The organism is Saccharopolyspora aridisoli, from assembly GCF_004348445.1.
Classification (GTDB): Bacteria; Actinomycetota; Actinomycetes; order Mycobacteriales; family Pseudonocardiaceae; genus Saccharopolyspora; species Saccharopolyspora aridisoli.
The window spans coordinates 1-20,434 of the sequence record NZ_SMKV01000022.1 but is presented as its reverse complement, the minus strand read 5'-3'; the positions used below and the strand labels follow the sequence as shown (position 1 = coordinate 20,434).

Annotated in this window: 24 protein-coding genes; 10 read left to right on the top strand and 14 right to left on the bottom strand. The window is 70.1% G+C overall.

Going from position 1 to position 20,434, the window contains the following annotated elements; all coding sequences use genetic code 11:
- Positions 1–44: 44 nt before the first annotated feature.
- From E1161_RS17695 to E1161_RS17675, 5 genes are all read right to left on the bottom strand, one after another.
- On the bottom strand, positions 45–743 hold the full coding sequence (locus E1161_RS17695; protein WP_132624649.1) for an iron-sulfur cluster assembly protein: 699 nt from the start codon (positions 741–743) through the stop codon (positions 45–47).
- Complete coding sequence (locus E1161_RS17690) at positions 740–1,744, bottom strand: amidohydrolase family protein (RefSeq protein WP_132624647.1); 1,005 nt, start codon at positions 1,742–1,744, stop codon at positions 740–742. Before E1161_RS17690 ends, E1161_RS17695 begins: the two co-directional genes overlap by 4 nt.
- A 13-nt stretch (positions 1,745–1,757) precedes the next feature.
- Entirely contained in the window at positions 1,758–2,786 is a 1,029-nt protein-coding gene (locus E1161_RS17685; RefSeq protein ID WP_132624645.1) for an NAD(P)-dependent alcohol dehydrogenase, read from the bottom strand.
- A 149-nt stretch (positions 2,787–2,935) separates the two neighbouring features.
- The gene (locus E1161_RS17680; protein WP_328591283.1) at positions 2,936–3,340 is read right to left on the bottom strand and encodes a cold-shock protein; all 405 of its coding nucleotides are present in this window, start codon (positions 3,338–3,340) and stop codon (positions 2,936–2,938) included.
- Positions 3,341–3,426: 86 nt separating this feature from the next.
- The gene (locus E1161_RS17675) at positions 3,427–3,627 is read right to left on the bottom strand and encodes a hypothetical protein (RefSeq protein WP_132624643.1); all 201 of its coding nucleotides are present in this window, start codon (positions 3,625–3,627) and stop codon (positions 3,427–3,429) included.
- A 211-nt stretch (positions 3,628–3,838) separates the two neighbouring features.
- On the opposite strand from E1161_RS17675, the gene E1161_RS17670 reads away from it, so the two are divergent.
- Together E1161_RS17670 and E1161_RS17665 are read left to right on the top strand one after the other, a co-directional pair.
- Entirely contained in the window at positions 3,839–4,594 is a 756-nt protein-coding gene (locus E1161_RS17670; protein ID WP_132624641.1) for an enoyl-CoA hydratase/isomerase family protein, read from the top strand.
- A 179-nt stretch (positions 4,595–4,773) separates the two neighbouring features.
- Complete coding sequence (locus E1161_RS17665) at positions 4,774–5,916, top strand: alkaline phosphatase PhoX (protein ID WP_132624640.1); 1,143 nt, start codon at positions 4,774–4,776, stop codon at positions 5,914–5,916.
- Between the two features lie 3 nt (positions 5,917–5,919).
- Here the strand turns inward: E1161_RS17665 and E1161_RS17660 are convergent, their stop codons facing one another.
- Entirely contained in the window at positions 5,920–6,381 is a 462-nt protein-coding gene (locus tag E1161_RS17660; RefSeq protein ID WP_132624638.1) for a MarR family winged helix-turn-helix transcriptional regulator, read from the bottom strand.
- Positions 6,382–6,466: 85 nt separating this feature from the next.
- Here E1161_RS17660 and E1161_RS17655 point away from each other — a divergent pair, with 85 nt between their 5' ends.
- From E1161_RS17655 to E1161_RS17645, 3 genes are all read left to right on the top strand, one after another.
- Positions 6,467–6,847 carry a DUF5313 family protein gene (locus E1161_RS17655; protein WP_235875107.1) on the top strand — a complete coding sequence of 127 codons (381 nt, stop codon included), beginning with the start codon at positions 6,467–6,469 and terminating at the stop codon, positions 6,845–6,847.
- 62 nt (positions 6,848–6,909) lie between these two features.
- Positions 6,910–7,506 carry a helix-turn-helix domain-containing protein gene (locus E1161_RS17650; RefSeq protein ID WP_132624634.1) on the top strand — a complete coding sequence of 199 codons (597 nt, stop codon included), beginning with the start codon at positions 6,910–6,912 and terminating at the stop codon, positions 7,504–7,506.
- A gap of 96 nt (positions 7,507–7,602) precedes the next feature.
- Positions 7,603–8,343: an SDR family NAD(P)-dependent oxidoreductase gene (locus E1161_RS17645; RefSeq protein ID WP_132624632.1), complete on the top strand. Its 741-nt coding sequence runs from the start codon at positions 7,603–7,605 to the stop codon at positions 8,341–8,343.
- A 27-nt stretch (positions 8,344–8,370) separates the two neighbouring features.
- On the opposite strand, the gene E1161_RS17640 is transcribed toward E1161_RS17645, so the two are convergent.
- From E1161_RS17640 to E1161_RS17625, 4 genes are all read right to left on the bottom strand, one after another.
- A complete protein-coding gene (locus tag E1161_RS17640) occupies positions 8,371–9,324 on the bottom strand; it encodes a pyridoxal-phosphate dependent enzyme (RefSeq protein ID WP_132624630.1) in 954 nt (317 codons plus the stop codon).
- A gap of 673 nt (positions 9,325–9,997) precedes the next feature.
- Positions 9,998–10,396, bottom strand: coding sequence for a Zn-ribbon domain-containing OB-fold protein (locus E1161_RS17635; RefSeq protein WP_132624628.1), 399 nt, complete (start codon positions 10,394–10,396; stop codon positions 9,998–10,000).
- Between the two features lie 9 nt (positions 10,397–10,405).
- Positions 10,406–11,584, bottom strand: a complete 1,179-nt coding sequence (locus E1161_RS17630; RefSeq protein WP_132624626.1) for a thiolase family protein — start codon at positions 11,582–11,584, stop codon at positions 10,406–10,408.
- A gap of 70 nt (positions 11,585–11,654) precedes the next feature.
- Positions 11,655–12,605 (bottom strand): phosphotriesterase family protein, encoded by a 951-nt coding sequence (locus E1161_RS17625; RefSeq protein ID WP_207920285.1) that lies wholly within the window; start codon positions 12,603–12,605, stop codon positions 11,655–11,657.
- 91 nt (positions 12,606–12,696) lie between these two features.
- Here E1161_RS17625 and E1161_RS17620 point away from each other — a divergent pair, with 91 nt between their 5' ends.
- The 3 genes from E1161_RS17620 to E1161_RS17610 all read left to right on the top strand — a co-directional run bounded on the left by E1161_RS17620 (position 12,697) and on the right by E1161_RS17610 (position 15,056).
- On the top strand, positions 12,697–13,446 hold the full coding sequence (locus E1161_RS17620) for a hypothetical protein (protein WP_132624622.1): 750 nt from the start codon (positions 12,697–12,699) through the stop codon (positions 13,444–13,446).
- A 23-nt stretch (positions 13,447–13,469) separates the two neighbouring features.
- Positions 13,470–14,429 (top strand): adenosine deaminase, encoded by a 960-nt coding sequence (locus tag E1161_RS17615; protein WP_132624620.1) that lies wholly within the window; start codon positions 13,470–13,472, stop codon positions 14,427–14,429.
- 81 nt (positions 14,430–14,510) lie between these two features.
- Positions 14,511–15,056, top strand: a complete 546-nt coding sequence (locus tag E1161_RS17610; protein ID WP_132624618.1) for a type 1 glutamine amidotransferase domain-containing protein — start codon at positions 14,511–14,513, stop codon at positions 15,054–15,056.
- A 1-nt stretch (position 15,057) separates the two neighbouring features.
- Here E1161_RS17610 and E1161_RS17605 read toward each other — a convergent pair whose 3' ends face one another.
- From E1161_RS17605 to hisD, 3 genes are all read right to left on the bottom strand, one after another.
- The gene (locus tag E1161_RS17605) at positions 15,058–15,681 is read right to left on the bottom strand and encodes a class I SAM-dependent methyltransferase (protein ID WP_235875106.1); all 624 of its coding nucleotides are present in this window, start codon (positions 15,679–15,681) and stop codon (positions 15,058–15,060) included.
- Positions 15,682–15,692: 11 nt separating this feature from the next.
- On the bottom strand, positions 15,693–16,592 hold the full coding sequence (locus tag E1161_RS17600; protein WP_132624616.1) for a DivIVA domain-containing protein: 900 nt from the start codon (positions 16,590–16,592) through the stop codon (positions 15,693–15,695).
- A gap of 448 nt (positions 16,593–17,040) precedes the next feature.
- On the bottom strand, positions 17,041–18,360 hold the full coding sequence (gene hisD / locus E1161_RS17595; RefSeq protein WP_132624614.1) for a histidinol dehydrogenase: 1,320 nt from the start codon (positions 18,358–18,360) through the stop codon (positions 17,041–17,043).
- A 106-nt stretch (positions 18,361–18,466) separates the two neighbouring features.
- Between hisD and E1161_RS17590 the strand changes: the two genes are divergently transcribed.
- Together E1161_RS17590 and E1161_RS17585 are read left to right on the top strand one after the other, a co-directional pair.
- Entirely contained in the window at positions 18,467–19,468 is a 1,002-nt protein-coding gene (locus E1161_RS17590) for a LacI family DNA-binding transcriptional regulator (protein ID WP_132624612.1), read from the top strand.
- A 224-nt stretch (positions 19,469–19,692) separates the two neighbouring features.
- Complete coding sequence (locus E1161_RS17585; protein ID WP_132624610.1) at positions 19,693–20,262, top strand: dihydrofolate reductase family protein; 570 nt, start codon at positions 19,693–19,695, stop codon at positions 20,260–20,262.
- A gap of 45 nt (positions 20,263–20,307) precedes the next feature.
- Here E1161_RS17585 and E1161_RS17580 read toward each other — a convergent pair.
- On the bottom strand, positions 20,308–20,434 hold a 127-nt coding region (locus E1161_RS17580; RefSeq protein WP_132624608.1), incomplete at its 5' end, for an adenosylhomocysteinase.

Here is a 20,434-nt window from a genome sequence, read left to right as displayed (position 1 = left end):
ATTCATTCGAGCCTCAGAGGCAGCGGCTTACGGCGGTGATCGCGTCACTCCTGGCGAGTGCGCTCCGAGGCGTTCGGGTAGCGGGTGTCGAGGAGACCTTCGCACCAGGTCTTGTTGGCTTCGATGCTGATCCGGGTGGTGCGGGCGATTCGCAGGCGGAGCGGGAGGTCGTCCTGGGTGAGCGGAACGCCTGTGTCGTCGGTGAGCAGCGGTGCCCCGTCGTCGTCGCGGAGGCCGAGACGTCGGCGGAGGCGGCGGAGCGCCGTCGTGTCGGGGAGGTCGGCGAGGATGAGGGCGGTCAGGTCTTCGTGTGTGCTGCCGGATTCCAGCAGCATTCCAGCGAGCCGTTCCTGCTCCGCCGCGTGGGCCTTGCGAAGGAAGACCGCGCGGAGCTCCTCGAGCTCACCGGCGGCAAGACCGGGGAACGCGGCGCCGAAGCCCTCCCCCGCCGCCACGCCGGTGTTGATCTCCTCGGCCGCGAAGTGATCGAGCAGGCGCACCGAGACGCGGCCGATCCCGGGCAACGAGCTCAACGCGTCGTGGGCGTCGGCGACCATCAGGTAGGCGAAGTTCGGCGCGCAGAAGTAGGTCGGCAGCCGCAGGTCGACCTCCACCCCATCGCCGCGCACCTCGCACCGGGCGACGAACCCGAGCTCGGTGATCGGCCGGTCCAGCTCCGGATCGACCACCGAGCCCAGGGCCCGCACCACCACGTCGGAGTCCACAGCGGAGGCCGCGGTCATCGGACCACCACCTCCCGCGCGGACGGGATCTGCACCGGCACCTCGATGTCGTAGAGCTCGGCCATGTTCAGGCCCAGGACCTTGCGCTTGATGTCCGGGGTGAGCACGCCGTACTCGGACTGCATGTCCTCCGGGATCTGGAAGTCCACGAACTTCTCGATCAGCCACTTCGGCGTCCAGATCGCGTAATCGCTGGCGAAGGTCAGCCTGTTCTCGTCCAGCCAGTACAGCAGTTCACCCATGATCTGGGCGAAGTAGCGCGGCCGGGAGTGGATGAACGGCATCGCCACCGCCAGACCGCCGTAGACGTTGGGCTCCTGCGTGGCGATCCAGCAGAAGTCCTCCAACCGCGGCAGGCCGCAGTGCTCGACGATGAAGTTCAGCTCCGGGAACTCGGTGGCCGCGTCGTCGACGTCGGCGACGTCGAAGGCGTCCCGGTTGAGCGGGTAGATCGTCGGCCCCTTGTGCACGTGGATGTTGCGGATGCCCAGTTCCTGGCACTTGTCCAGGTACCGGTAGGACCACGGGTCGGAGAGCTTCCAGCCCTTGGAGGCGCCCTTCCACTCGGCGGTGTAGAGCTTCACGCCGCGCAGGTTCCAGCGCTCCGCCTGCCGCTCCAGCGCCGTCAGCCCATCCTCCTCGTCGCGCGGGTCCCAGCTGCCGTTGACGATGAAGCGGTCCGGGTACTTCTCGGCGAGCGTGCCGTCCCGTTCGGTCGTGTTGAAGCCGTTGACGAAGAAGTCGGTCAGGTAGGTCGGCTGGAAGATGGCCTTGTCGACGTAACCGACCTCGAACAGGTCGTGCAGCACGTCCTGCTCGCTCTGCAGCTGGAAGTGCTCCAGCGACCACTTGTCCTCCTCCGGGCTGAGGTTGGAGTGGTAGTCGTAGAAGCAGTTGAGGAACCCGGTGCCGTAGCGGTTGGCCTGGTTGGCGGGCGTGCCATCCCAGAAGTGGATGTGCCCGTCCACGATGAAGTACTGCTCGTCGCCCTTGACGTACATGTCCGCTTCCTTCCTATGGCACGAGGATCGCTCGACCGCCGGGAATGCGGCCGGCCTCGAGATCGGCGAGCGCGTCGAGCGCCTCGTCCAGCCCGTACTTGCGGGTGCGCAGCGAAACCTGGCCCCGCGCGGTCAGCGCCATCAGCTCGTCGAGGTCGTTGTAGGAGCCGACGAGGTTGCCGATCACGTTGATCTCGCGGGAGATCACGTCGATTGTCGGGACGTCGACCCTCCCGCCGTAGCCGATGACGAAGTACGAGCCCGCCTGCCTGGTCAGCGCGACGCCATCGGACTCGGTACCGCCTTCACCGACGAAGTCCAGCACCACGTGGGCGCCCTGACCTCCGGTGATCTCCAGCGCGGTGTCCACCTGCGAGCCGTCGGCGAGCACGGCGTGGTGGGCTCCCAGCTGCGTCGCGAGGTCCAGCGCCTCCTGCGACCGGTCGATGACGGTGATCTCGGTGGGCGTCATGGCCAGCAACGACTGCAGACCGATGTGGCCGAGGCCGCCTGCGCCGATGAGGATCACGTGGGTGCCAGCGTGCAGCAGCGGCACGGCCTTGCGCACCGCGTGGTAAGCCGTGAGCCCGGCATCGGCCAGCGCCGCGACGTCCGCGGGTTCCAGACCGTCGTCGAGGCGCACCACCGAGCGGGCGTTGGTCAGCATCAGCTCGGCCATGCCGCCGTCGGCGTTGATGCCGGGGAAGCTGGAGTTCGCGCAGTGCACGTCGTCGCCGGAGCGGCATGCTCGGCAGAGCCCGCAGGTCACCAGCGGGTGCAGGATGACGCGGTCACCGGGAGCGGTGTTGCTGACGGCGGAGCCGACCTCGCGGACCGTTCCGGCGTTCTCGTGGCCGATGACGTAGGGCAGCGCGACGCCGCTCTTGTCCTGCCACTGGCCTTCGATGATGTGCAGGTCGGTTCGGCACACCCCGGCGGCGTTGACCTCCACCAGCACGTCCCAGGGACCGGTGACCTCGGGGTCCGGGACCGATTCGACGACAGGCTTCTGCTCGTACTCGTGCACGCGTACCGCTCGCACCGCCGACCACCTCCGGCTCGACCAGGACGGGTCCGTCCCAGGTTGCGCCGAAGCGGCCATGACCGCCCGTCGGGCCGTGCCGTCTGACTCGGTCAGGTCGCGCGATCAGCCATGCCGTTGAGGTGGGCGCACTCGCCGCGCAGAGCGGTTCAGGCGTCGACCCAGCCGTGGCGGACGGCGATCTGGGTGAGCTTCTGGCGGACTTGCAGGACCTGCTCGGCGGTCATCGTCGGCGCGGAGGTCAGCAGCGCTTCGGTGACGGTCTCGTGGAACTCCTTCGCCGAGAGCACGTCGAAGAGCTCCTCCTCCGGCGGCTGCTCGCCGGGCGGGGACGACTGGCGCAGGATGTGGACGTTGGAGGCCTTGGGGCCTCGATCGCTGTCCTCGAGGTCGAACTCGACGACCACACCGGGGGCGACCAGCCGCTTGTCGAAGGTCAGGTCGTTGACGTGGATGAAGACGTCCTCGCCACCGCCGTCGGGTGCCACGAAACCGTATCCGCGCACTTCGTCGAACCGGACGACCTTGCCCGTGACCATCTCTGCCGCACCCACCTTCACCCCGTACCCGCACCGCAGCCAGGCACTCTACTCGCGGTCACATCGGCGAGGCGAACCCAGCGGCGATGCGGGCCTCGGCACTACCGGCGCGGCATCGGGATGTCGGTGTCCGGCCGGCTGCGCTCCTTGGGACCGTGCTCGATGAAGTCCGCGGCGAACTTGATCCCCGCCTGGTACGCCTCCACCCGGGCGCGGCCGATCTCGGCCTCGATCGTCTCCGGGTGCAGCTCCTCCGCCAGCGAACGCATCTCCACCAACCGGCTGCGGGTCTCCTCATCCATCCTGTGCGCCATCCTTCCGCGTGAACATCTCCGGAGATCCTCACTGGTTTTCACGTTCTTCGCACGGCCGACGGCCAGGCTAGCCCCGAGCCCCGACCGATCCCGATCAGGTGAGGACCGCGCTGCCGTTAGCCCCGCCACGATCCCGGGGTCACGTGACGATCTGCGGATACGATCCGCCGGCAGCAGGCGGCAACGGCGCGGAGGTGGCATGAGCAACGGGGAGCTGCGACTGGGAGTCGATCAGACCGTGGCCCGGATCACGATCGACAACGCCGGCAAGCGCAACGCGATGAACGCCGCCATGTGGCGACGGCTGCCCGTACTGCTCGCCGAGGCCACCGCCGACCCGGAGGTTCGGGTCGTGGTGCTCACGGGTGCCGGAGACGCGTTCTGCGCCGGTGCCGACATCTCCGAGCTGCACGAGATCGAAGGCCCCGGAGGGAGCGTCACCGAACCGGCGGAGCGGGCGCTGCTGGAGTGCCCGCTGCCGACGATCGCGCTGATCAACGGCCTCTGCATCGGTGGCGGCTGCCAGCTGGCGGCGTCCTGCGATTTGCGCGTCGCCGCCGAATCCGCCGTTTTCGGCATCACGCCGGCCAAGCTCGGCGTGGTGTACCCGCCTTCGAGCATCGCCCGGCTGACCGAGCTGGTCGGACCGTCGGCGGCGAAGTTGCTGCTGTTCTCAGCGGATCTCTTCAGCGCGCCGCGCGCGCTGGCCATGCGACTGGTCGACGAGGTCGTCGCCGACCCTGCGGAGCGGGTGGCCGAGCTGGCCGGGACCATCGCGGGCCGTTCCCAGCTGAGCGTGCGCGCCGCCAAGGAGCTGGTGGACCTGGCCGGACGCGGCGCGCCGCTGACCGAGCGGGCCGAGCACTGGCACGACGTCGCGGTGACCACCGGCGAGACCGCCGAGGGCGTCGGCGCGTTCCTCGAACGCCGGATGCCGGTGTTCCCCTTCGCTTAGCCGAACTCCTCGTCCGAGCTCCATATCGCAGTCGATTCCTCTGTGGACGGTGAAGCGGAACCGCCCGTTACCGCGCCCTGCACGCACTGTTCATCCTTCTCGCGGTGATCAGTCCACGCACGCCGATCTACCGTCGCGGGACCCGAGCACAACGCACTCCCACCGCCCGGAGGAAAACCGTGGATCGTCGCACCTTCCTGCGCGCCGCCGTGACCGGCGGCGCCGCTGTCGCGCTCGGCTTCAGCGTGACCCGCGAGGCCATCGCCTACCCGGCGCAGACCGGCCCCAGCCCGTACGGCCCGCTGCAGGCCGCCGACGCCAACGGACTCGAACTGCCCGCGAACTTCACCAGCCGGGTGCTCGCCCACACCGGCGACACCGTCAGCGGAACCGGCCACACCTGGCACGGAGCACCGGACGGCGGCGCCTGCTTCGCCGACGGCGACGGCTGGATCTACGTGTCCAACTCCGAGCTCCCGCTGGGCGCCGGTGGCGTCAGCGCGCTGCGCTTCGACGCCGCGGCGACCATCACCGGCGCCTACCCGATCCTGACCGGCACGACGCAGAACTGCTCAGGTGGAGCGACCCCGTGGAACACCTGGCTGTCCTGCGAAGAGACCGACCGCGGCTACGTCTTCGAGACCGACCCGTGGGGCGGCGAGGCGGTCCGCCGCGACCCGATGGGCCGGTTCAAGCACGAGGCCGCTGCCGCCGACCCGGACCGCGAGGTCGTCTACCTGACCGAGGACGAGTCCGACGGCAACTTCTACCGCTTCGTTCCGACCACCTGGGGCGACATGTCGGCCGGAACGCTGCAGGTGCTCGCCGAGGCTGACGGCGCGCTGACCTGGGTCGACGTTCCGGACCCGACGGGCGCCACGGTCCGCACCCGCCACCAGGTCGACACCGCGCGCGTCTTCGACGGCGGCGAGGGCGCCTACTACCGCAACGGCACCTGCTTCTTCACCACCAAGGGCGACAACCGGGTCTGGGCCTACGACGCGGTGGCCAACGCGCTCACCATCGCCTACGACGACGACCTCACCCAGGACGGTCCGCTGACCGGCGTCGACAACATCACCGGGACCACGACCGGAGACCTCTACGTCGCCGAGGACGGCGGGAACATGGAGATCTGCATCATCACTCCCGACGACGTGGTGGCGCCGTTCCTGCGAGTGGTCGGCCAGGACGAGTCCGAGCTGTGCGGCGTGGCGTTCAACCCCGCGGGTGACCGGCTGTACTTCTCCTCGCAGCGCGGCCCGTCCGGCAGCAGCTTCGACGGCTACACCTACGAGATCTCCGGTCCGTTCCGGCAGTGATCGTCACCTGGCGTCCAGGGCCCGACGGCTGGCCGAGATGACCTTGGTCAAGGCCGCGTGGAGCTCTTCGAGCTCGGAGAGCTCCACGCCCAGGGTCTCGACGATCTCGTACGGGATCTTCTCGGCATCAGCCCGCAGCCGCGTGCCTTCCTCGGTCAGCGCGACTTCCAGCCTGCGCTCATCGCTGCGGCTGCGGGTCCGCAGCACGTAACCCACCGATTCCAGACGCTTGAGCAGCGGGGACAGCGTGGCCGCGTCGGCGTGCAGGACGTCGCAGAGATCGGTCACCGAGCGCGGCGAACGCTCCCACAGCGCCAGCATCACCAGGTACTGCGGGTGCGTGAGGTTCATCGGCGCCAGCAGCGGCCGGTACAGCGAGATGACGTTGCGGGAGGCGACCGACAGCGCGAAGCACACCTGGCGGTCGAGGGCGAGCGGGTCCTCACCCAGGTCGGGAGTCTGCACGGGGTCAGCTTACTCACCTTGCACTACGCGCTAATAGTTGGTGTGCTAAGTATTGGGTGTGAGCCAACACCCCGAAGCCAGACTCGTGCGACCCGATCCGTTGCGGTGGACCTGGTACGCCTTCGGCGGCCGCCTGCCCGCACGGCATCGCGCGTGGGTGCTCCACGACGTCACCTGCCGGACCTGGGTGTTGCGGCACACTGCGCGCAGCCTCGTCCAGATCTCTCCCGGGCTGCTGTTCCTGCTGCTCCCGGGCCCGCTCTGGATCCGGGCGATGTCGGTGCTCGGCGGCGTCATGCTCGCGCTGTGGTACTCGCTGTCCTACATGGAGCACACCTGCGAGTACCGGCTGCACAAGCACGGCTACCCCATCGGCACCGGCCGGGCGACGCGCGAAGCCGCGCACGCCGAAGCCCGCGCCCAGCGGGCCTCCCGCTACGACGAGATCTACCGCAACAACGGCTGAGCGCTGGTGCGCCCGGGTGAGCCCGGTGGCAATCCCGCTTGCCGCAGTGGCAAGGTTGAGGCGTGGACGCGGAATTCGGGCGAGCGCTGGACGCCGTCGGACCGAGGTTGCGGGCGCTGAGACGGCAGCGGGAGACCACCCTCGCGGACCTCTCGAACGCCACCGGGATCTCGGTGAGCACCCTGTCGAGACTGGAGTCCGGCTCGCGCAAACCGACCCTCGAACTGCTGCTTCCGCTGGCCAAGGCGCACGGGGTCACGCTCGACGAGCTCGTCGACGCCCCACCCACCGGCGACCCGCGGGTGCACATGCGGCCGGTCAAGCGGGGCGGCCTGACGATGCTGCCGCTGACCCGGCGAGCGGGCGGCATCCAGGCGTACAAGCTGGTCCTCCCGGCCGGGAGCGGCCGCAACGAGCCCGAGCCCCAGACCCACGAGGGCTACGAGTGGCTCTACGTCCTCAACGGACGTCTGCGCATGGTGCTCGGCGAGCACGACGTGGTGCTCTCCCCCGGCGAGGCCGCCGAGTTCGACACCCGGGTCCCGCACTGGTTCGGCGCCGCCGACGACCAGGCCGTGGAGTTCCTGAGCTTGTTCGGCAAGCAGGGCGAACGAGCCCACCTCCGCGCCCGCCCGAAGCAAGGTCCCGACGGCCAGTGATCGTGCCCTCCCACCTCCGCGGTCACCACGAGCGACCCGATCTTCCTCCGCGAGTTAGGTTGAGCGATGACGGCTGAGGTTCGAGGAGGAGTTTCGATGGGCAAGCCAACGCCGGTAGCGGTGGTCACCGGGGCCAGCAGCGGGATCGGTGCCGCCAGCGCCAGGGCCCTGGCCCAGGCCGGCTTCGAGGTGGTGCTCGGTGCGCGCCGGCTGGACCGGTTGCAGGAAGTCGCCGACTCCACCGGGGGCCGGGCGCTGGAGCTCGACGTCACCGACCAGTCCTCGGTCGACGCGTTCACCGACGCCGTCGAGCGTTGCGACCTGCTGGTGAACAACGCGGGCGGGGCGGTCGGCTCCGAGACCATCCTGGAGGCCAAGGACGAGGACTGGCAGTGGATGTACGAGACCAACGTGATGGGCACCCTGCGGGTGACCCGCGCGCTGCTGCCGAAGCTGCTGGAGTCCGGTGACGGGCAGGTCATCAACATCGGATCGGTCGCGGGCCGCGAGCCCTACGCCACAGGCGGCGGCTACAACGCGGCCAAGCACGCGGTCGCGGCGCTGACCCGAGTGCTGCGGCTGGAGATGTTCGGCGAGCCGATTCGGGTGTGCGAGATCGACCCCGGCCTGGTCCAGACGGACTTCAGCCTGGTCCGCTTCCGCGGAGACCAGGAGAAGGCCGACGCCGTCTACCAGGGCACCAACCCGCTCACCGCCGAGGACGTCGCCGAGACGGTCTCGTGGGTGGCGACCCGTCCCCCGCACGTCAACGTCGACCAGATCCTGCTGCTGGCCCGCGACCAGACTTCGGCGCGCGTGATCAACCGCTCGGAGTGACCGGCACCGGGGCTGGGCGCTGCGCGTTCAGCCCCGGAAGCGGTCGGCCCAGGCCATGACATCGGCCGGGGTGGCGTTGCCGCCGCAGACGACGAGGCCGAGCTTGACGTCGCCGCGCTCGGCGAGGATCCGACGGGCGGCCGGGAGCAGGCACCCGGCGGCCGGTTCGGCCCACAGCTTCGCGTGCCCGGCGAGGTCCAGGACGCCCTGCACCGCTTCGGAATCAGGCACCACCAGGACGTCTTCGACCAACTCGCGAACGTGCCGGTAGGTCAGTTCGGAGACAGCCGGCGCGCTGAGGGTCGACACGATCGACGAAAGCTCGACGGCCACCGGGCCGCCAGCCGCCAGCGCGGCCGTCATCGCCTCGGCCCCCTCGGTTTCCACGCCCCAGATCCGCACGTCGGGGCGCTCCGCGCGCAGCGCGGTGACCACGCCCGAGATCAGGCCGCCACCGCCGATGCTGACGAGCACGTCGGTGAGTTCACCGGCGTCCTCGGCCAATTCCAGCCCGACCGTGCCCTGCGCGGCGATCACCGCGGGATCGTCGAAGGGGTGCACCAGCGTGCTGCCCTCGGCCCGGAGCTGCTCGGTGAGCGCGAACGCACCTGCCATGTCGTCGGCCAGGTGGACCGCCGCCCCGGCGGACTCGGCGACCTCCACGGCCCGCTTCGGCGCTGAGCGCGGCATCACGACGGTCGCCTTGACGTGCAGGGCACCGGCCATCACCGCCAGGCCGATGCCGTGGTTGCCGCCGCTGACCGCGACCACTCCGGCCGCGCGCTCGGCTTCGGTCAGCGACAGCAGCTTGGCCACCGCGCCGCGAGCCTTGAACGACCCGGTGCGCTGCAACAGCTCCAGCTTCGCGGTCACCGGTGCGCCGAGCAGCTCGGACAGCCCCGGACTGGTCACCGTCGGTGTGCGCACCACGTGCCCTTCGATGACCCGCGCAGCGGCTTCGACGTCCTCGATCCCGATCACAACGCGCCTCCCCAGCACTCCTGCCCCCGCACGTTAGTCACTCGCACGGTGCAACGCGCGATCGGGTCGGGTTGTCCATTGTGGACGACCTGGGACCGAGTCGGATCTCCCGCGAACGGACCATCGCGCGGCATCGGCGATGGCACATCAGCCATCTCGAGCCCGGAACTCCCACCGATGAGAGGGTGTCGAGGGGCTGACGATCTCACCAGCATCCAACCCAATGCCCTCGGGGCGCCTGAGGCTCTCGAAGACAACTGCGCCGCGCGATGGCCTCGATCGACGCCGCCGCGGGCTGACCGCGCTCGGACGCGTGTCGTCCGAGCCGTCGGGCGACGGTTGGCGGTTGCGAGGACGCGGCGGTTCCGCCCGAGATCGCCGGGCGGCCGCGATGCTGTGGGGGATCAGCAGCTGAGCTGGCGGATCCGCGACGTCCGGCCCGGCGAGGACAGGGGTGCGCGCCGCGACCGAACCGTGGTCGCGGCGCGAGGTCCTGCCGAGCAGCCGGGGCCGGACCGTCGTCGCCGACACGCGGTGGGTCGTGGGAGAGCAGCACCCGGGGAGCACGGGCGCCAAGCGACTCCGATGGCATCACGGGCCTTCCACCGACTGCGCGGATCGCCCAGTGCCGGTCGCAGGGGATGGGCTGTCATGCGTCCGATGGTGGGAACCGTCAACTCCTCTCCGGGCGGAAGTACGGGATGGCCTCGTGCTCCGGTTCCGGGCCCGAGGGTTCGAAGGCGACCTGGACGCGAAGGTCGCTGAGGTCGGCATCGGGGTCGACCTCAGCGAGCCGGGTCCACCACCAGGGACCTTCGTCGAGTTCGACGATGCCGACGACGAGCCGGAACGCGCCGCCGTCGGGGAGCTTGTGGTGCACCGCGCTCCAGGTCACCACGCGGCCGGTTCCGCACGCCGCGACCTGCTCGACGTCGTCGCCCGGGGCGATCGGGGTGTGCGGGCTCAGGTATTCGCCGGTGTCGCGGCGGCGGGGCAGGCGGAGTTCACCTATGCGGGTTCCGTCGAAGAATTCCGCGCTGGCGTGGTCTCGGGCGACCGGGACGAGGGCCATGGAGTCCTTTCAGGCGGACAGCACCAGCGTGCTGTGGTGGGAGAAGATGCCGCCGTTGCCCGACACCAGCACCAGCTCGTGGTCGGGGACCTGGCGGGCGCCCGCCTGACCGCGGGCTTGGATGATCGCCTCCGACAGCGGCGTCATGCCCCACATGTAGTAGGAGGACAGCTGCCCGCCTCCTGTGTTGACCGGCAGTGATCCGCCGGGACCGAGAACGCCGGGGGTCGAGACGAACTCGCCGCCCTCGCCCTTGGCGCAGAAGCCGTAGTCCTCGAGGGTCAGCAGGACCGTGAACGTGTAGCAGTCGTAGAGCTCGGCGATGTCGATGTCGGCCAGCGACACCCCGGCCATCCGCAGCGCCTGCGGGCCCGCTCGGGCCGCACCGCTGACGAGCCCCAGGTCGTCATCGCGGCGCAGCGAGCCGCCGGGGTGGGCTTGGGCCCAGCCCAGCACCGACACCGGTGGCTGGGCCAGCGACGCGGCGCGGTCTCCGCGGGTCACGACGACCGCGATTCCGCCGTTGGACACCAGGCAGCAGTCCAGCAGGTGGAAGGGCTCGGCGACCAGCCGGGACTCCTGGTGGTCTGCGATGTCCACCGGCTCGCGGAACCGGGCCAGCGGGTTCATCGCGGCCCACTTGCGCTGCGCCACCGCGATCTCGCCGAGCTGCTTGCTGGTGGTGCCGTACGCCTGCATGTGTCGGCGCGCGGCCAGCGCGTAGAACGAGTTGGGGCCGATGAACCCGCTGCTGGCGACCATCCCGCCCCAGCCCTTCGGCGAGTACCGGTCGGCGGCGTACGCCGCACCGGTCGAGGTCCCCTCGCGCAGCGGGGCGTCGGCGAACACGCAGACCACGGTGTCGGCCATGCCCGCCTCGACGGCCATCGTCGCGTGCTGGACCATCGCTCCGGCGGTGGAGCCGAACGACTGCATCTGGCTGAGCAGCCGGAGGTCCTCCAGCCCGAGGTCGTTCTGGAGGCTCAGGTCGACACCGCCCGCCAGGCCCGCCGAGACCAGCAGGCCGTCGACGTCGCCGAGCCGCAGCCCGGCATCGGCCACGGCCCGGCGAACCGCCTCGGCGGCGAACTGCTGCGCGCTGCGGCCGTAGACTTTGCCCATGTCGGTCATGCCGAGACCGGCGATCGCCGCCCTCCGGCGCGCAGGCAGGTCGCTGCGACTGCTCATCTGCCCCCCTTGCGGAACGATCTCGATCCGAAAGTAGGTCAGGGCATCAGGTTTGTAAACGCCCGCGGGCTCAGTCGAAGTAGCGGCGCGGGTTGTCCACCAGCATGCTCGTCAGCTGCTCGTCGGTGACGCCCGCTTCGCGCAGCGCCGGGAGCACCACATCGTGGATGTGCGTGTAGTGCCAGTCCGGCATGGCCTGCTCGGCCACGCCCGACGGGAACCAGTCGATGTGGCAGGACGCGTCGTGGGCCAGCACCATCCGATCGGCCAGTCCGCCCTCCGCGAGCTCGGCGATGGTGGCCACCCGCTCGTCGGTGGGAAGCAGGACGTCCATCCCGAAGCGGTCCATGCCGATGTAGGAACCGTTGTCGATGAGCTCCCGCAGGTAGTCGGTGTCGGTGGTGTCCCCGCTGTGCCCGATGACGACCCTGCCGAGGTCGACCCCGTTGCGCCGCAACACCTCCTGCGCGACGAGGCCGGTGCGGTGGGCGGGACTGGTGTGCACCATGATCGGCGCACCGGTCCTCCGGTGCGCCTCGGCGACGGCGTTGAGCACGCGTTCCACGCCCGGGGTCAGCTCCTCCTCGATGGCGCACTTGAGGAACGCGGCCTTGATGCCGGTGCCCGCGATGCCCTCGGTGATGTCCTTGACGAACATCCGCACCATCATCTCGTCGCCGCCGAGCGGCGTCCCGGGGCCGTGCAGGCGGAAGAAGAACGGCACCGAGTCGTAGGTGTAGAGGCCGGTGGCGGTGATGATGTTGAGGTCGACCTCGGCGTTGATGCGCGCGACGCGCTCGACGTCACGGCCGAGCCCGATCACCGTCGGGTCGACGATGGTGTCGACACCGCGCGAGGCCAACTCGCGCAGGCGCTCGACCGCGTCGGCGACCCGCTCCTCCTCGTCCCAGAACTCGGGGTAGTTGCGGCGGATCTCCTCGTTCAGCACGAAGACGTGCTCGTGCATGAGCACCGTGCCCAGCTGATCGGCTCGTACCTGTCCGCGCACTGTCTCAACCATCATCGTCCTCCTCGAGGAACGGCAGCGTGCCCGGCACCCTAGATGCCCGATCGGCTTGCGCGAACCCGTCCGTGGTGGGCATGTTGGAGCGGTGACCGTGGTCAACACCTTGGGCGCCGCGACGTTCCGCGACGAGGAGTTCCCCGCCGATCCCTACCCCGGTGCACGTCCCGCCCACTCCTACCTGCACCTGGACGGAACCGGTTGGTGCCTGACGCCTGACGCCTCGCTGCCCTCGGGCTGGCGGGTGGGCGCGGGCTGCCTGGACGAGTTCCTGACCGGCGCGGGCGCCGAGCCGCTGTCGGCCCGGTGGCCGGTGCTGGCCTACGGCTCCAACGCCTGCCCGAGCAAGATCACCTGGTTGCGTTCCGAGCTCGGCCTCCGAGGCCCGGTCGTGGTCCTCAGCGCCACCTGCACGGGCCTGTCCGCGGTGTGGGCCTCGGGGGTGCGCGCTCGCGACGGCCAGCGGCCGGCCGTGCTCGTCTCGGCTCCCGGCGTCGTTGAGCACCACGCGGTGTGGCTGGCCACCGCCGAGCAGCGGCGGGTCCTCGACGAGTGCGAGGGGCGCGGCGAGCGCTACCGGCTGGTGCGGTTGCACGGTCCCGAGCGCATCGAGCTCGACACCGGACCCGCAGCGAACGTGCTGGCCTACGGCGCGCTGGGCGAGATCCGCCGCCCGCTGCTGGTGGGCGCCCGGTTCGTGCCCTGCAGCGCCCTCGGCCAGCGCGATGCGCGCGACCTCACCGGGGTCCCGGCCGCCTCCGACGGGCTGACCTGCACCGAGATCGTCGGCGAACCCGCTCCCCCGGCCGCACCGCTCGGCGCCGACGAGCCCCGGTAGGTTTGTGCCGGGGAGGAATTCACATGTTGCCGACTGCGGAACTGCACATTCACATCGAGGGGACGCTCGAACCGGAGATGCTGGTCGAGCTGGCCCAGCGCAACGGGATCGCGCTGCCGACCAGCGATCTCGACGAGCTCCGGGCGAAGTACGACTTCAGCGATCTGCAGTCGTTCCTGGACCTGTACTACGCGAACCTGCCGGTGCTGCGCACCGATCAGGACTTCTACGACCTCACCAGCGCCTACCTGGCGCGAGCGGACCGTGCCGGGGTGCGGCGGGCGGAGATCTTCTTCGACCCGCAGGTGCATCTCAACAACGACGTGCCGATCGGCGCGGTGTTCGAGGGCATCACCGGAGCGCTGCGCGACTCCCCGGTGTCCACCGACCTCATCCTGTGCTTCCTGCGCGACCTGGGACCCGAGGCAGCAGCCGACACGCTGCGGCTGGCGCTGCCCTACCGGGAGCGCTTCATCGGCGTGGGCCTGGACTCCGCCGAGGTCGGGCACCCGCCGGCACCGTTCGCCGAGGTCTACCAGCGCGCGGCGGCCGAGGGCTTGCACCGCGTCGCCCACGCCGGCGAGGAGGGCGGACCGGACTACGTGCGCGACGCGCTGGACGTCCTCGGCGTCGAGCGCATCGACCACGGCATCCGCGCGATGGAGGACGCGGAGCTGGTGGCGCGGCTGCGCGACGAGCAGATCCCGCTGACGGTCTGCCCGCTGTCGAACGTGGCCTTGCGGACCGTCGACAAGCTCTCCGACCACGTGCTTCCGGCGATGCTGGACGCGGGCCTGCTGGCCTGCGTCAACAGCGACGACCCGGCGTACTTCGGCGGCTACGTCGACGACAACTTCGCGGCCCTGCGCAGCGAGCTCGGCCTCACCGACGAGCAGCTGAAGACGCTGGCGCGCAACTCGTTCGACGCCTGCTTCGCCACCGACGAGCAGAAGAAGGCGTGGAAGGCGGAGATCGCCGGCTGACGCCGTCCTCAGTGGACGCGTTTGGGACACCTCCGCTCGCGGGTACCTCATCGAGCGGTACCCGTGAACGGAGGTTCAACCATGGCTGACGAACTCAGCGGCCGCAAGGTCGCCATCCTGGCCACCGACGGCGTCGAGCAGGTCGAGCTGGAGGGCCCGCGCGACGCGATCGAACGCGCGGGCGGGCAGGTCGAGGTGGTGTCACCGCACGCCGGGGAGATCCAGGCGATGAACGGCGACATCGACAAGGGCGACCGCTTCCCGGTCGACCACGAGGTCGCCCGGGTCTCGGTGACCGACTACGACGCGCTCGTGCTGCCGGGCGGCACCATCAACCCCGATCAGCTGCGCCGCGACGGGACCGCGGTGGCGTTCGTGCGCGACTTCGTCAACGCGGGCAAACCCGTGGGCGCCATCTGCCACGGCCCGTGGACGCTGGTCGAGGCCGATGTGGTGAAGGGACGGCAGCTGACGTCGTTCCCCAGCATCCGCACCGACATCCGCAACGCGGGAGGCGAGGTCACCGACCAGCAGGTCGTCGTCGACGGCAACCTGGTGACCAGCCGCAATCCCGATGACCTGCCCGCCTTCCAGGAAGCGGTGATCAAGGCGATCGCGTCGAGCTGACTCAGGCGCGCTTGGCCGCGACGAGGCGCTCGATGATTCCGAGCTTGAAGCGCTCGGACTCCTGCACCTCGAACCCCGCGGCGCGGAGGTGCTGCGAGGGGCGGCGGCGGAAGTGCTCGCCGCCCGTCGGCACCGTCACCACCTCGGCGGCGCGCTGGATCAGCCGAACCGGCCACGCGGTGCTCACGACGTGATCGGCGAGCAGCAGCCGCCCGCCGGGCCGCAAGACCCGGTGCATCTCGGCGATCGCCTGCTCGTGGTCGGGGATGGCGCACAGGGAGAACGTGCACACCACGGTGTCGAACGCGCAGTCGGGGAGCTGCAACGAGCGCGCGTCGCCCTCCCGCAGTTCGACGTCGAGGCCGAGCGCGTCGCGGCGTTGCCGAGCCAGCCGCAGCATCGCGGGACTCCACTCGATCCCGGTCAGGGGCGTGCCCGCCGGGTAGAACGGCAGGTTCAGACCGGTCCCGACCGCGACTTCGAGCACCTCACCGCGAACGCGGGAACAGACCCACTGCCTGCTGTCGCCGGCCAGGTGGCGGTCGAAGCGGGCCATGACGCCGTCGTAGGAGGGCGCGGACTTGTCCCAGTGCCGCCGCAGCTTCTTCGCGCGATCGCCGTTCACGGCCGGTAACGCTACCGGACCGAGGAATCGCGCACCGGTGGTTTCACCGCCTCGGCGGGCGGCGGCGTCCGGGGATCGATCATCCGCTGCCGTGCCGGCCGGTCGTCCCCGACGTGCATCGGGAACGCGCCGGTCTGGGCGGCGATCGGGGGAAGGTTGGTGCCCGTGGGGACCACCGGACGCATGTGCGTTCCACTCGCGGTCACCGGGTGCATGTTGGCGCTCGTGGTCGTCACCGGGCGCATGTTGGTGCCGGTGTGGCGGTTGATGTTGCGGATGCTCGAGGACACCAGCTCCAGGAACGCGAGCACGCCCGCCTCGTCGTAGCCCGGCATTCCCGGAGCGGGCGGGTTGAACTGGGCGTTGAGCACGTCGGTGGGCGTGAGGTGATCGATGCCCCGCAGCGTGGCCTGGACCCGGTCCATGAAGGCGTCGACCTCGGCCTTGTCCAACGCGGAGTTCTGCGAGGTCGCCGGCTGCAGACCGCGGAACTGCTCGGACGGCGTCGCCGCGGCAGCGGCTCCGACGTCCGGGGCCGGTTCGGGCGCGGGGCGCTTCGGCAGCGGTTCTCCAGCGGGCTCCTCGCGGTTCTCGACGGGCTTGCGCACCGGGCCGGGTTCCTCCGCCGGGCGGGACTTGCGACGCTCGTCGGCGCGCACTTCGAGCTTCATCAGCGTCAGCGCGACCTTGTCCAGGAACTCGTCGACCTGGGCCTTCTTGTAGGCGCGACCGCCGCGCCGGCGCGGGTTGAACTTCGCGGTCAGCGCGTCACGAGCGGTCACCAGCTGCTTGCCGCGCAGCGTCGCCTCGACCCGCCCGAGGAAGCGATCGACCTCGGCCTCGTCGTATCCGCGTTCTTTGCGCCAAGCCCGGCCGAAGACGACATTCCGCACGTCATCAGGGGTGAGCATTTCTCCGGCCTCCACAGGGCGTCCGCATCATTCGTCTCGGACGCATACCCGGCTTGTCCCGCCAGGCCCCCGACCGCCCGTTGTGCGGGCTCAAGCTTGCCCAAACCCGGCCGCCAGAGCAAGGCGCAGCCCAGCCCATTCGCGTTGAGCCGACCGCGGTAACCGCGATGCGGACTTCAGCCGGAGACCGTCCGCTCCTCTCCAGCCGCGCCGTCCGGCCGACGGCGTGCCGCTGACCTTCGCAGCCGATCATGCGCGAGGGCCCGTTCCCGGCCTCGACGGTGGCGCCCGCCTGCTCGGCCAACCCCAGGTGCTCGATGCAGATCAGGATGAACACCGTGAACACACCACTCGATGATGTTGGAGACGAGCGCGCGCGACGCGGACTGGCTGGGGGCACGCGTCGTTGCGTTGACCGACATCGTCGGTGTGCCTTTCGGTTTCGCGTTCAGGGACGGGACAGGGCGTTCGGCGCCCATGGGAGGTCGGCCGTTCCGTGCTTGGCAGCTCGCACGTCCCCGGAGCGGGCGTGACCCTCGAAGAGCTCGACCCGCGCCGCCCGGCCGCAGACCTCGCCGAGGTGCGCGCTGGCCGCCGGGTCGGTGACCTCCTGGTAGGTGACGGTTTTGAGGTACTTCCCGACCCACAGACCACCGGTGTAGCGGGCAGCCCCTCGCGTCGGGAGCACGTGGTTGGTACCGATCACCTTGTCGCCGTAGGACACGCAGGTCCCCTCCCCCAGGAACAGCGCGCCGTAGTTGCGCATCTTCTGCAGGGCTTCGCGGGGCTGTTCGGTGAGGATCTGCACGTGCTCGCTGGCGTAGGTGTCGGCCATCCGATAGGCCTCGTCGAGGTCGGCGACGACGTGCACCTCGCCGTGGTCGCGCCAGGCCGGCTCGGCGTTGTCGCGGGTGGGCATCTCCGGCAGCAGCGCGTCGATGTGCTCGATGACCTCGCGCCCCAGGGATTCCGAGGTGGTGATCAGCACCGCGGGCGAATCGGGTCCGTGCTCGGCCTGGCTGAGCAGGTCGACGGCGACCACGAACGGGTCGGCGCTGTCGTCGGCGACGACGAGCACCTCCGTCGGTCCGGCGAACAAGTCGATGCCGATCTCGCCGTAGAGCTGCCGCTTGGCTTCGGCGACGAAGGCGTTGCCCGGCCCGGCGAGCATGTCGACCGGCTCGATGGTCTCGGTGCCCAGCGCCATGCTGACCACGGCCTGCACCCCGCCGAGCAGGTAGATCTCGTCGGCGCCGGCCAGGTGCATCGCGGCGACCGTCGCGTCGGGAACCTCGCCGCGGATCGGCGGCGTGCAGGCGATGACCCGCGGCACCCCGGCGGCCTTGGCGGTCAGGATCGTCATGTGCGCCGAGGCCAGCAGCGGGTAGCGGCCGCCCGGCACGTAGGCACCGGCCGCCGCGACCGGGATGTGCTTGTGCCCCAGGTGCACGCCCGGCAGGGTCTCGACCTCGATCTCCCGCATCGATTCCAGCTGCTTCTCGGCGAAACCGCGCACCTGCTGCTGGACGAATTCGATGTCGGCGATCACCTGCTCGGGCACCCTGGCCATGATCTCGCTGATCTGCGCCCGGGAGAGGCGGAACGCCTCCGGCTCCCACTTGTCGAAGCGGGCCGAGTGCTCGCGCACCGCCTCGTCACCGCGCGCGCGGATGTCGGCGATGATCGCGGCGACCTTCTCCTGCACGTCGGGCAGCGAGGTCGTGGTGGCGACCGAGGTCTGCTCGGCCCTCTTCAGAGCGAACGTCATGAGCACCTCCTGATGTTTACGTACACATCAACCATAGAGCGCGCGGATGTTTACGTAAACCCCGTAGGATGGCCTTCCTCGATGCAGATCCCCAAGGAGGTGCCCGGTGGTCACCAGCCGGGACGTGGCACGGCTGGCAGGCGTGTCGCAGATGACCGTCTCCCGCGTCCTGCAGGACAACGGCAAGGTCGCCCCGCAGACCCGGGAACGCGTGCTGGCGGCGATGCGGGAGGCCGGCTACCGGCCGCACGCCGCCGCGCGCACGATGCGCACCCGCCGCACCGCGACGGTCGGCGTCGTCGTCGCTGACATCACCAACCCCTTCTACCCGCAGCTGCTGGAAGCCGTGGCCGAGGCTCTCGACGCGGCCGGGCAGCGCATGGTGCTGTGGAACGGCCCGGACGGTTCGGGCGCCCTGGAATCCCTCGACGAGGGAACGGTGGACGGGCTGATTTTCACCACCGTGACCGAGGCGACCCCGGCGCTGTGCGACGCGGTCTCCCGCGCCGAGCCGATCGTGCTGCTGCACCGCGGTCTCGACGAGCTCGACTGCGACCAGGTCACCACCGACAACGCCGCGGGTGGACGGGCGGTCGCCGACTACCTGGTGGCCACCGGCCACACCCGCATCGGCTTCCTGCGCGGGCCCGAACTGCCGAGCACCGCCCGGCACCGCGAGCACGGATTCCGCGAACGCCTCGCCGAGCTCGGTCACCCGTTGGACGAACGCCTCAGCGCGCCAGGCGGTTTCGCGCACGACATCGCCCGCTCGTCGATGCGCGACCTGCTGGACCGGGCCGACCCGCCGACGGCGGTGTTCTGCGCCAACGACCTGACCGCGCTGGGAGCCGTGGACGGCGCGGTATCGCTGGGCCGCCGGGTCCCGGAGGACGTGTGGGTGATCGGCTACGACGACATCGCGATGACCGCCTGGGACTCCTACGACATCACCACGGTCCGCCAGCCGATCGCGGAGATGGCCCGCGCAGCGGTCTCGCGGCTGCTGGAGCGCATCGGCGACCGCGACCTCCCGACCCGCAGGGACTGCTTCCCCAGCGAGCTGCTCGTGCGCGGCTCGACCGCGCACACCGCACGTCCGGCGCACTAGCTGAGCCCGTGCCAGGCCCGGCTTGGTAGTTCGGCAGTCGTCGGAGGGTCGGCGATGACTTCCTTCCCGACGGCGCTGGGCGACCAGGAGGTACCACCGCGCCGAGCGGTTCTCTCGCAGGTCCCGGAGGCCCCTGGAACCCGCGAGGACGAACTCTGGTGCCGGGTGCGCATCAACTCGGTTTTCGGGCACCATGGGCCACCGGGCTGCACGAGGAGGTGCGCATGGCGAAGCTGATCTACTCAGCGATCGGTTCGCTCGACGGCTACCTGAACGACGCCGATGGGCGCTACGACTGGGCCGTCCCCAGCGATGAGGTGTTCGCGTTCATCAACGACCGGGAACGCGATGCGGGCACCTACCTCTACGGGCGACGCATGTACGAGGAGATGATCGCTTGGGAAACCGGGGATTTCACCGCTGAGGGCCCGCTGATGGAGGACTTCGCGCACCTGTGGCGCAAGGCGGAGAAGGTCGTCTTCTCGCGCACCCTGGCCGGTGTCTCCACGACGCGGACCAGGTTGATGAGGGAGTTCGACCGCGAGTCGGTCCGGCGCCTCAAGGAGTCCTGCGCGGAGGACCTGCTGATCGGTGGCGCGGTGCTGGGCGGCCAGGCGCTGGACGCGGGTTTGGTGGACGAGGTCCAGGTCTACACCGCGCCGGTGCTGGTGGGCAGCGGCACCCGGATCTTCCCATCGAGAGCCCGGGTGCCGCTGAACTTCTTGGAGCACAGGCGTTTTGATTGCGGCATGACCTTCCACCGCTACGCCTGCGCGGGACACGGCCAGCCGTGAGCCTCCCGGGAGTGGTGGGAGACCAGGAGGCTCACGGCTGGTTGCTCAGTAGCGGTAGTGCTCGGGCTTGTAGGGGCCCTCGACGTCGACGCCGATGTAGGCGGCCTGTTCCTTGGTCAGCTTGGTCAGCTTCACGCCCAGCGCGTCCAGGTGCAGACGAGCGACCTTCTCG

Coding starts and splice junctions, on each gene's coding strand:
- E1161_RS17695 (WP_132624649.1), bottom strand. CDS start 743: ATGACCGCGGCCTCCGCTGTGGACTCCGACGTGGTGGTGCGGGCCCTG.
- E1161_RS17625 (WP_207920285.1), bottom strand. CDS start 12,605: ATGGTTGAGACAGTGCGCGGACAGGTACGAGCCGATCAGCTGGGCACG.
- E1161_RS17635 (WP_132624628.1), bottom strand. CDS start 10,396: ATGGCCCTCGTCCCGGTCGCCCGAGACCACGCCAGCGCGGAATTCTTC.
- E1161_RS17690 (WP_132624647.1), bottom strand. CDS start 1,744: ATGTACGTCAAGGGCGACGAGCAGTACTTCATCGTGGACGGGCACATC.
- E1161_RS17630 (WP_132624626.1), bottom strand. CDS start 11,584: ATGAGCAGTCGCAGCGACCTGCCTGCGCGCCGGAGGGCGGCGATCGCC.
- E1161_RS17615 (WP_132624620.1), top strand. CDS start 13,470: ATGTTGCCGACTGCGGAACTGCACATTCACATCGAGGGGACGCTCGAA.
- E1161_RS17600 (WP_132624616.1), bottom strand. CDS start 16,592: ATGCTCACCCCTGATGACGTGCGGAATGTCGTCTTCGGCCGGGCTTGG.
- E1161_RS17670 (WP_132624641.1), top strand. CDS start 3,839: ATGAGCAACGGGGAGCTGCGACTGGGAGTCGATCAGACCGTGGCCCGG.
- E1161_RS17610 (WP_132624618.1), top strand. CDS start 14,511: ATGGCTGACGAACTCAGCGGCCGCAAGGTCGCCATCCTGGCCACCGAC.
- E1161_RS17585 (WP_132624610.1), top strand. CDS start 19,693: ATGGCGAAGCTGATCTACTCAGCGATCGGTTCGCTCGACGGCTACCTG.
- hisD (WP_132624614.1), bottom strand. CDS start 18,360: ATGACGTTCGCTCTGAAGAGGGCCGAGCAGACCTCGGTCGCCACCACG.
- E1161_RS17645 (WP_132624632.1), top strand. CDS start 7,603: ATGGGCAAGCCAACGCCGGTAGCGGTGGTCACCGGGGCCAGCAGCGGG.
- E1161_RS17675 (WP_132624643.1), bottom strand. CDS start 3,627: ATGGATGAGGAGACCCGCAGCCGGTTGGTGGAGATGCGTTCGCTGGCG.